Raw genomic sequence first — 8,357 nt, forward strand, 5'->3', positions numbered from 1 at the left:
TGCCGGCGGGATCACGCCGGCAGCCCGGATTCTTCAGCCGTCCAGGCGGGAGAACCGCCGATTCCGGCGGCGGACGGCGATCAGCGCGGCGATCCCGAGGATCACCAGCGCGATGCCGACCGCGAGCCACCAGCCGACGTCGGCGCCGGTGGCGGCGAGGGTGCCCACCCCGCCACCGGCGACGCCGACCCCGGCGCCAGGCATCTTGTACATCGGTCCATCACCTCACCGGGTCAGGCGGGGCGAACGACGCCGGGAGAAGCGCAGGCCGACCGGTACCGCGACTGCGGCCACCACGCCGAATCCGATCCACATGCCTGCTCCCGAAGCGAGCGGCATCGGCGGAGCGGCCGGGCCGCAAGTCGCCGAGGAGAGGATCACGTCGCCCGAACCGAGAGCGCCCAGCGCGTCGCCGCCGAGCAGCTTGAGGTGCAGGGCGTTGACCGTGAGGCTGCCGTCCTGGTTCTTGATCTGCTCGTTCAGGATCAGCGTCGCCACGTGCAGCGGGCCGACCTGGACCTTCAGTTCGGTGTTCGGGGCCGGGCTGGCGTCGACGTTGCCGAGGCTGCCGAGGTTCGCGCCGACCAGCGTGGTGCTGCCCTTGACGCCTTCCTGGGTCGCGGTGCAGACGGCTTCGACCGCCTTCGCGCCGACATTGCCGACGGCGGCCTTGAGCAGCGGCAGCCCGACGTCGGCGGTGGACGCCTTCGCCGTGACCGCGCCGGAGTTGTCGTCGCGCACGGCGGACGTGGTGATCACGCCGGTGGTGAGCACGCCGGTCACATTCGCGGAGACCGCGGTGCTTTCCGTCGGGCCGTTGGTGTTCGCGGCCGCGAGCGGGCCAAGGTGCACCGCGGGCTGGCCGAGCAGCGTCACGTTGACGTTGACGCCGTAGGCCGACCCGTCGCCGGGAGCGGCGCTGGCCGGAGCGGCTCCGGCCAGGGCGATGCTCGCCACGACAACGGCGAGCATGCCGCCTCGTCGCACGAGGTGTCTCTTCACTGGTCCTCCGAATTTTCTCAGGGCGAGCCGCCGCGCGGACTAAACCCGCTGAGCAAGAGTCGGCACGCGGATCGGTTATCGGCGGACGTTTCCGAAATGGCACAGCTTTTTCGTGGGATCACCACATCGGGTGATACGAATTCGGCTTTTTCCCAGGTTGCGCGAAGTATCACTCGAACGGAGTAGCAAGCTTGAGTAAGAATATGCCGAAAGCTGCTCGGGCATCCCCGGAAAGGGGTTGCCCGGGGAAGGGCGGAAACCGTCGCGGACACGACCGTGGCCGGTTCCGCCCCGGTTCCGCTGGGTTTCTTCTCGAGAGGGTCGTCGTGACAGCAGTCAACGCGCCGGTGTCCGGCGCATCCCGGTTTCCGCTGCGTATGGCGGTGTTCGGGGTGCTCGCCGCGGGGGTCGTGCTGGTGCTCGTGGAGCGCGGGTACCGGGAACTGGAAGTACAGCTGGCCGGTGTCATCCTCCGGGTTGTCACCTCATCGGGGGTCTATGTGGCCGGAAATCGGGAATCGGTCTACTTCGGGTTGTCTGGCGATACTCCATTCGGGTTGCGGATGACTCCGGAATGCTCGTCGGTATTCCTTCTTCTACCGTTGCTATTAGTTACCGCCGCACTTCTGTGGTTCCGGCCGCAGAATGCCCGCAGGCTCTTTTTCTCGCTGGGAATTTCCGCGATCGCGGTGATTCTGGTTAATCAGTTACGGATTCTCACGATCGTCGGGCTGGTCAACAGGCTCGGCACCGACGAGGGCTACTACTGGGGCCACACCCTGCTCGGCTCGCTGGTCAGCGTCATCGGCGGCGCGATCTCGCTGGTGCTCTTCGTCTGGCTGGCGACGCGGAAGACGAAGGCCGAGAAGCGGGCCGCGGCGTGAGCGACTCCGGCCTGAAGATCCTGCTGTCGGTCACGCAGGCGTTCGCGCTCACCATGAGCGTCGCGTTCCTCGTGTACGTCGTGGTGATCGTCGTGCCGTACCTGCGCCGCAAACCCGCTCCGGTCGGCGATCCGGCCGACTTCTCCTGGCACTTCTTCGTTCCCTGCCGCGACGAGGAGGTGGTGATCCGCGAGACGGTGAAATACCTGCGCGGCACCTTCCGCCGCGCGCACGTGTGGGTCGTGGACGACGACTCCGACGACCGCACCGCCCGCGTCGTGCGCTCGGTGTGGCGGCGAAACGGCGGCTACGACGCGAATCTGCACCTCGTCGCCCGCCAGCGCCCGGAAGCGCGCACCGGCAAGGGAGACGCGCTCAACGCCGCTTACCGCGAGCTGGACGAATGGCTCGGTCCGGACGCGGATCGCGACCGCGTGGTGGTCGTGGTGGTCGACGCGGACGGCCGTCCCGCGCCCAACTGCCTCGAAGTGTGCGCGGCGGACCACCTGTTCGGCGACGAGACCGTCGGCGCCGTCCAGCTCGACGTGCGGATGAGCAACTTCCGCAGCCGTCCACCTGGCCGTACGTGGTTCTCCCGCGCGTTCGGGCTGAAGCTCGCCCAGTTGCAGGACTTGGAGTTCCGTACCGCGATCGCGGCGATCCAGACGTCGCGCGGCTTCACCGGCACGATCTCCATGGGCGGCAACGGACAGTTCACCCGGCTGTCCGCGTTGGACTCGATCGCCGGTGACGAGTTCGCCCCGTGGCGCGGTTCGCTGCTGGAGGACTTCGAACTCGGCGTGCACCTGCTCACCGCGGGCTGGCGCACCGGGTTCACGCCGGATTCGCATGTGGCGCAAGAAGGTCTGTACAGCCTCCGCCGGTTCCTGGTGCAGCGCACGCGCTGGGGGCAGGGGACCATGCAGTGCATGCGATACCTGCGCCGGATCTGGGACTCGCCGCACGTGTCCACTTTGGGCGCCGCGGAGATGATGTACTACCTGGCGCAGCCGTGGATGCAGCTGCTCGGCTCGCTGCTGTACCCGGTGCCGTTCATCCTGCTTCTCGTGAGCACCGCGGGCGATCCCGGTCAGGTGTGGACGTGGTTCACCGGCGGCGCGTGGATCCTGTTCGCGATCTACGGTTCGTTCGGGCTGCTGCCGTTCGTCGTGTGGGGTCCGATCTACCAGATGAAATGCTTGCGCAGCAAGAACATCTTCCGCGGCATCGGCATGGGCCTGCTGTACGCGGCCTACATCTACACCTTCTACATCACGTCCTGGCGCGCGTTGTTCCGGCTGGTGCGCGGTCGCAACGGCTGGGCCAAGACCCGGCGCAACACCGAGGCCAGCGCTGGCGTGAAGGTGGCCCTGGACGCGTGAATGCCCGGGTCGCGCGCGGGCGGCCCGGGCATTCAGCGAGCCGCGGTCAGGACGCCGGTTCGAGGTCGACGTCGTCGCGGCTGACGTACGCCACGCGGTGGCCGAGCTGGATTTCCACGTACCTGGACTTGCCCTTCACGACCTTGTTGGTCGCGACGTCGAAGGACGCCGAGTAGTACTCCGAGCCGGTCAGCCCGCCGACCGAGTACTTCTGGCCAGTGCCGAACTGGTACGGCAGCGGCTTGAGCTCCTGCACCGGAACGTCCTTCGGGTATGCCCCGGCCTCCGGGTACGCGCTCCCGTAGACCGGCACGGTCGCTTTGCCCTCCTTGGGAGTCGCGACGAATCCGTCGGCCGGATACGCGGTGGGCGCGTCGCCCGGGTTGCGGAACCAGCCCTTCTGCCCGAGGTACCAGATCGCGGTCCAGTCGTCCTTGGTGTCCGCGACGGCGTACTTCTGGCCGGTGGCCGCGCGGCTGCCGATGTCCGAGACGTCCATTGTGGACGGATTAGGCCCGTGCATGCCCACGTCGGACAGCAGGGGCGCGGACTCGCTCGGCTCGGTGTGCAGCACGACGGAGCCCGAACTCCGCTCGGGGCAAGGGTTTCCGGACCCGATCTTGTCGCAGCCGGTGAACACCGGACGGTTGGCGGAGTACTCCGGCGCGATCATCACGAGGTCGGAATCCGGCGCGCCCCCGTGCTCCAGCGGGGAGCCGAGCAGGTCGAAGTAGTGCGCCCAGTCCCAGTACGGGCCCGGGTCCCAGTGCATGCTCTTGATCTTGTCCGCGTTCGGGCCGGGCACGTCGTCGTGGCCGAGGATGTGCGCGCGGTCCAGCGGAACGCCGAAGCGGTGCGCGAGGTAGCGCACGAGCTTCGCGGACTGGCGGTACATCGCCTCGGTGAACCAGGTCCCCTGCGCGGCGAAGCCCTCGTGCTCGACGCCGAGGGATTTCGCGTTCAGGTACCAGTTCCCGGCGTGCCAGCCGACGTCCTTGGTGGGCACGTGCTGGGCGACTTTGCCGTCCGAGGAGCGGACGGTGTAGTGCCACGCGGTCTGGCCCGGGGTTTGGGCCTGCTTCATCACCGAGTCCCAGGTGCCCTCGGTGTCGTGGATGACGATGTAGTCGATCTTCTGGTCGCGCGGGCGGTCGGCCTTGTCGTAGTTGCCGTAGCTGTCGCCGATCTTCTGGAACGGCGCGGGGACCGACTCGCAGGACATCGACCGCGGACACTCGGTGGCCGGCGGCTCTCCGGCGCGCAGGCCGAGGCGGTCTGCCTGAGCACGGTCCGGGGTGACGTCAGAGGCGGCGGCGAGCTTGACGGCCTGGCCGTCGTCGGTCGTACGCGTGATGCCGCTGCTGATGGTGGCGAAGACTTCGTCGGCGAAGGTGCGCGCGCCGGTGACGTCTTCGGAACCGCTGTATCGCGCGACGGCTCCGTACCAGTCCTTCGCGTTGTCGCTCTTGACGCCCAACTCTCGCTGGTACTGGGCCAACAGTGCCGCTCCGCCGCGGATGTTCGCTTCGGCGTTCGTACGGAGCTTCGCTGCGTCGGTGTGCAGCAGCTCGGCGGCCTTGTCGATGGTTTGGCTGCCGGGCGGGGGAGGCGAGGGCTTGAGCGCCTTCAGCCGCAGGGTCGGACGCGAGTCGTCGCCGCGGGGGTCTTCGTCGGGGTTGTCGAACTCGCTGGTGCGCAGGCCGGTGGTGCGGACGTCGGTGAGGTGCATCGGTCCGTAGCCGGCGGCGGTGCTGGGAGCGCCGGAGTGGGTGTCCCAGCGGGATTCGAGGTAGGAGACGCCGAGCAGGACGTCCAGCGGGACGCCGAATTCGCGAGCGGCGTCGGCGAAGGCGCGCTGACGGGCCTCGTTGGCCGGCTGGGCGGAGGCCGGGACAGTGACCGCGATCGCGGCGAGTGCCAGCAGCCCGGTGGTCGCGGCGGCCAGGCGCCACGGGAGTGAGCGGGGCATAGGAGGACTCCAGGAGTGAGATGCCTGTCTGTGCGGATCCAACCAGTCGCCGGGGGAGTTGGTGGGGGTTATCCGCCGGATGGGGCCGAACGGGCACACGGCGGTGCCTGAGAGCCTGGGCCGGCTGCCGAGCCGGGCGTGCGCGGCTGATCGCCGCGCCCGGCCGGGGGTGCGGAATCCGCGTGGAACAAAGCCGCCGGTCAGCGGCTTCCGTCCCGAGTTCCGGCTCGTGACCGGACCCTCCTTGCGAAGCTGGCACTCACGTGGCTAGAGTGCTAAATGAACGGCCCGGACACGCCCCGGCACCCGCGACGGCGGGGGTGGTATGAGCCGTAACCAGTCATCATGCCGACGCTTTCGACGACCGTGGAGGTCAACCCGGTGAGCGTGAACATCAAGCCGCTCGAGGACAAGATCGTTGTCCAGACGAGCGAGGCCGAGGAGACGACCGCTTCCGGCCTCGTCATCCCCGACACCGCCAAGGAGAAGCCCCAGGAGGGCAAGGTTCTGGCCGTTGGCCCGGGCCGCATCGACGACAAGGGCAACCGCGTTCCGCTGGACGTGGCTGTCGGCGACGTCGTCATCTACTCCAAGTACGGCGGCACCGAGGTCAAGTACAACGGCGAGGACTACCTGATCCTCTCCGCCCGCGACGTGCTGGCCGTCATCAACTGACGCGTCACTCGCAGCGCAAGGACGCCCCGGGCCCCGCTCATGCCGGGGTGCGGGGCGTTTTGCGTCGCACGACAACCGAAAGGTAAGCGGAAAGCGTTATGCCCAAGCAGATCAGTTTCGACGAGGACGCTCGTCGCGCGCTCGAGCGCGGGGTGAACAAGCTCGCCGACGCGGTCAAGGTCACCCTCGGCCCGCGCGGTCGCCACGTCGTCCTCGACAAGAAGTTCGGCGGCCCGACGATCACCCTCGACGGCGTCACCGTCGCTCGTGAGATCGAGCTCGACGACCCGTTCGAGAACCTCGGCGCGCAGCTCGCGAAGAGCGTCGCCACCAAGACCAACGACGTCGCGGGCGACGGCACCACCACCGCCACCGTGCTGGCCCAGTCGCTGGTCAAGCACGGCCTGCGCAACGTCGCCGCCGGCGCCAACCCGACCTCGGTCGGCAAGGGCATCGAGGCGGCCGCGGAAAAGGTCATCGAGGTCCTCAAGGCCAAGGCCACCCCGGTCAAGGGCCGCGACAACATCGCCCAGGTCGGCACCGTCACCTCGCGTGACGCGGCGATCGGCGCGCTGCTCGGCGAGGCCGTCGAGCGCGTGGGCGAGGACGGCGTGATCACCATCGAGGAGTCGTCCACGCTGGCGACCGAGCTCGTGATCACCGAGGGCGTCCAGTTCGACAAGGGCTTCCTGTCGGCGCACTTCGCGACCAACCCGGAGGACCAGAAGGCGACCCTCGAGGACGCCTACATCCTGCTGAGCCGCGAGAAGATCTCGTCGCTGGCCGACCTGCTCCCGGTGCTGGAGAAGGTCGTCGAGGCGAAGAAGCCGCTGCTCATCATCGCCGAGGACGTCGACGGCGAGGCGCTGTCCACCCTCGTGGTGAACTCGCTGCGCAAGACGATCACCGCGGTCGCGGTCAAGGCCCCGTTCTTCGGCGACCGCCGCAAGGCGTTCCTCGACGACCTCGCGGTCGTCACCGGCGGCGAGGTCATCTCCGCGGAGATCGGCCGCAAGCTGTCCGAGGTCGACCTCGGCTCGCTGGGCAAGGCCCGCCGGGTCGTCGTCACCAAGGACGACACGACGATCGTCGACGGCGCGGGGACGAAGGACGACATCGCCGGGCGGACCGCGCAGATCCGCAAGGAGATCGAGACCACCGACTCCGACTGGGACCGCGAAAAGCTGCAGGAGCGGCTCGCGAAGCTCGGCGGCGGCGTGGCCGTGATCAAGGTCGGCGCGGCCACCGAGACCGAGCTGAACGAGCGCAAGCACCGCATCGAGGACGCCGTGGCTTCGACCAAGGCGGCCGTCGAAGAGGGCATCCTGCCCGGCGGCGGCTCGGCGCTGGTGCACGCGGTCAAGGAGCTCGACGGCGACCTCGGCCTGACCGGTGACGAGGCGACCGGCGTGCGCATCGTTCGCGACGCGCTCACCGCCCCGCTGCACTGGATCGCGACGAACGCGGGCCACGAGGGCGCGGTCATCGTGAACAAGGTCAAGGAACAGACCTGGGGCCAGGGCTTCAACGCGGCCACCGGCGAACTGACCGACCTGATCGCGGGCGGCATCGTCGACCCGGTCAAGGTGACCCGCTCGGCCGTCGCGAACGCGGCGTCCATCGCCCGGCTGGTGCTCACCACGGAAAGCTCCGTGGTCGAGAAGCCGGTCGAGGAGGAGCCGGACGCCGGACACGGCCACGGCCACTCGCACTGATGTAGTTCCGGCTGCGTCTTTTGGCGGGGCGGTGCTTCCCTTTGGGGGAGTGCCGCCTCGCTTTTTTGTTGCGGTGCTTTGAGAAAGGGAAGCCGCTGCGTCGGTGACGGGCTTCGGGACTTGACGTGGCCGAGCTCAGGCTGGGTTCGCTTTGGGTGCCTTGGAGGGTGGCTTCCACAAGTCCGTGGTGCTGTGGACAAGTGCGGCTGAGAAGCGGGTTCCATGGGGTGGGGCCGATAGAATTGGGCTGGGGCGTCCCCCCAGTGGAGGGCGGGGGCGCGTCTCGGCGGCTGGAGATCCGCAAGTAGGTCAGTGCGGGGCTCGACCGAAGCGCGATCGAGGACAGCTCCGGGAACGGCCCGGGCCGCGGCGCGCGGGCCGATCTTCCACGGCGTGAGTTCGAGGTAGGCGCGGGTGTACCCGTTGTCTTTCATGGCCGCCGGTACCGCGACGATTCCGGCGGCCCAGTCCGTGCCGCCGGTGGCAAGTTTCGCGAGGGTGTCGCGCAGTCCGGCGCTGCCTTGGTCGTTGCGCAGCTGCGCGATAGCTTTCCGACCAGGAGATTTCGCCTGCGGGCGTCCGGATCGACCCTGTCATGATTTCCGTGTAAGCCACGGATGGTTTCTTCTTTTATTCTAGTGGAGTGGGAGTCGGTCTGGGAAGAGTGCGGCAAGGGTGTTGAGTGCTTGTGTCCAGCCTCGGGTGCCGGTTCCTGATGGTCCGCCTCGGT

7 protein-coding genes are annotated in these 8,357 nt (G+C 68.3%); 4 read left to right on the forward strand and 3 right to left on the reverse strand.

The window, feature by feature from the left end; genetic code table 11:
• Nucleotides 1-33 precede the first annotated feature (33 nt).
• Both ACFORO_RS40400 and ACFORO_RS40405 read right to left on the reverse strand, forming a co-directional pair.
• Nucleotides 34-213: an LPXTG cell wall anchor domain-containing protein gene (locus tag ACFORO_RS40400; RefSeq protein WP_344270349.1), complete on the reverse strand. Its 180-nt coding sequence runs from the start codon at nucleotides 211-213 to the stop codon at nucleotides 34-36.
• A 12-nt stretch (nucleotides 214-225) separates the two neighbouring features.
• Nucleotides 226-1,002, reverse strand: a complete 777-nt coding sequence (locus ACFORO_RS40405) for a choice-of-anchor P family protein (RefSeq protein ID WP_354748129.1) — start codon at nucleotides 1,000-1,002, stop codon at nucleotides 226-228.
• A 377-nt stretch (nucleotides 1,003-1,379) separates the two neighbouring features.
• Between ACFORO_RS40405 and xrtP the strand changes: the two genes are divergently transcribed.
• Both xrtP and ACFORO_RS40415 read left to right on the forward strand, forming a co-directional pair.
• Nucleotides 1,380-1,886: an exosortase P gene (xrtP, locus tag ACFORO_RS40410; RefSeq protein ID WP_377874048.1), complete on the forward strand. Its 507-nt coding sequence runs from the start codon at nucleotides 1,380-1,382 to the stop codon at nucleotides 1,884-1,886.
• Between the two features lie 53 nt (nucleotides 1,887-1,939).
• Nucleotides 1,940-3,268: a glycosyltransferase family 2 protein gene (locus ACFORO_RS40415; protein ID WP_377874049.1), complete on the forward strand. Its 1,329-nt coding sequence runs from the start codon at nucleotides 1,940-1,942 to the stop codon at nucleotides 3,266-3,268.
• Between the two features lie 46 nt (nucleotides 3,269-3,314).
• Here the strand turns inward: ACFORO_RS40415 and ACFORO_RS40420 are convergent, their stop codons facing one another.
• Complete coding sequence (locus ACFORO_RS40420) at nucleotides 3,315-5,237, reverse strand: N-acetylmuramoyl-L-alanine amidase (protein WP_377874046.1); 1,923 nt, start codon at nucleotides 5,235-5,237, stop codon at nucleotides 3,315-3,317.
• 381 nt (nucleotides 5,238-5,618) lie between these two features.
• Between ACFORO_RS40420 and groES the strand changes: the two genes are divergently transcribed.
• Nucleotides 5,619-5,912 (forward strand): co-chaperone GroES, encoded by a 294-nt coding sequence (gene groES / locus ACFORO_RS40425; RefSeq protein ID WP_009072407.1) that lies wholly within the window; start codon nucleotides 5,619-5,621, stop codon nucleotides 5,910-5,912.
• A gap of 98 nt (nucleotides 5,913-6,010) precedes the next feature.
• Nucleotides 6,011-7,627, forward strand: coding sequence for a chaperonin GroEL (gene groL / locus ACFORO_RS40430; protein ID WP_354742500.1), 1,617 nt, complete (start codon nucleotides 6,011-6,013; stop codon nucleotides 7,625-7,627).
• Nucleotides 7,628-8,357 lie beyond the last annotated feature (730 nt).

This window comes from Amycolatopsis halotolerans (assembly GCF_042647905.1).
GTDB lineage: Bacteria > Actinomycetota > Actinomycetes > Mycobacteriales > Pseudonocardiaceae > Amycolatopsis > Amycolatopsis halotolerans.

Coding starts and splice junctions, on each gene's coding strand:
- ACFORO_RS40400 (WP_344270349.1), bottom strand. CDS start 213: ATGTACAAGATGCCTGGCGCCGGGGTCGGCGTCGCCGGTGGCGGGGTG.
- xrtP (WP_377874048.1), top strand. CDS start 1,380: ATGGCGGTGTTCGGGGTGCTCGCCGCGGGGGTCGTGCTGGTGCTCGTG.
- ACFORO_RS40415 (WP_377874049.1), top strand. CDS start 1,940: ATGAGCGTCGCGTTCCTCGTGTACGTCGTGGTGATCGTCGTGCCGTAC.
- ACFORO_RS40420 (WP_377874046.1), bottom strand. CDS start 5,237: ATGCCCCGCTCACTCCCGTGGCGCCTGGCCGCCGCGACCACCGGGCTG.
- groL (WP_354742500.1), top strand. CDS start 6,011: ATGCCCAAGCAGATCAGTTTCGACGAGGACGCTCGTCGCGCGCTCGAG.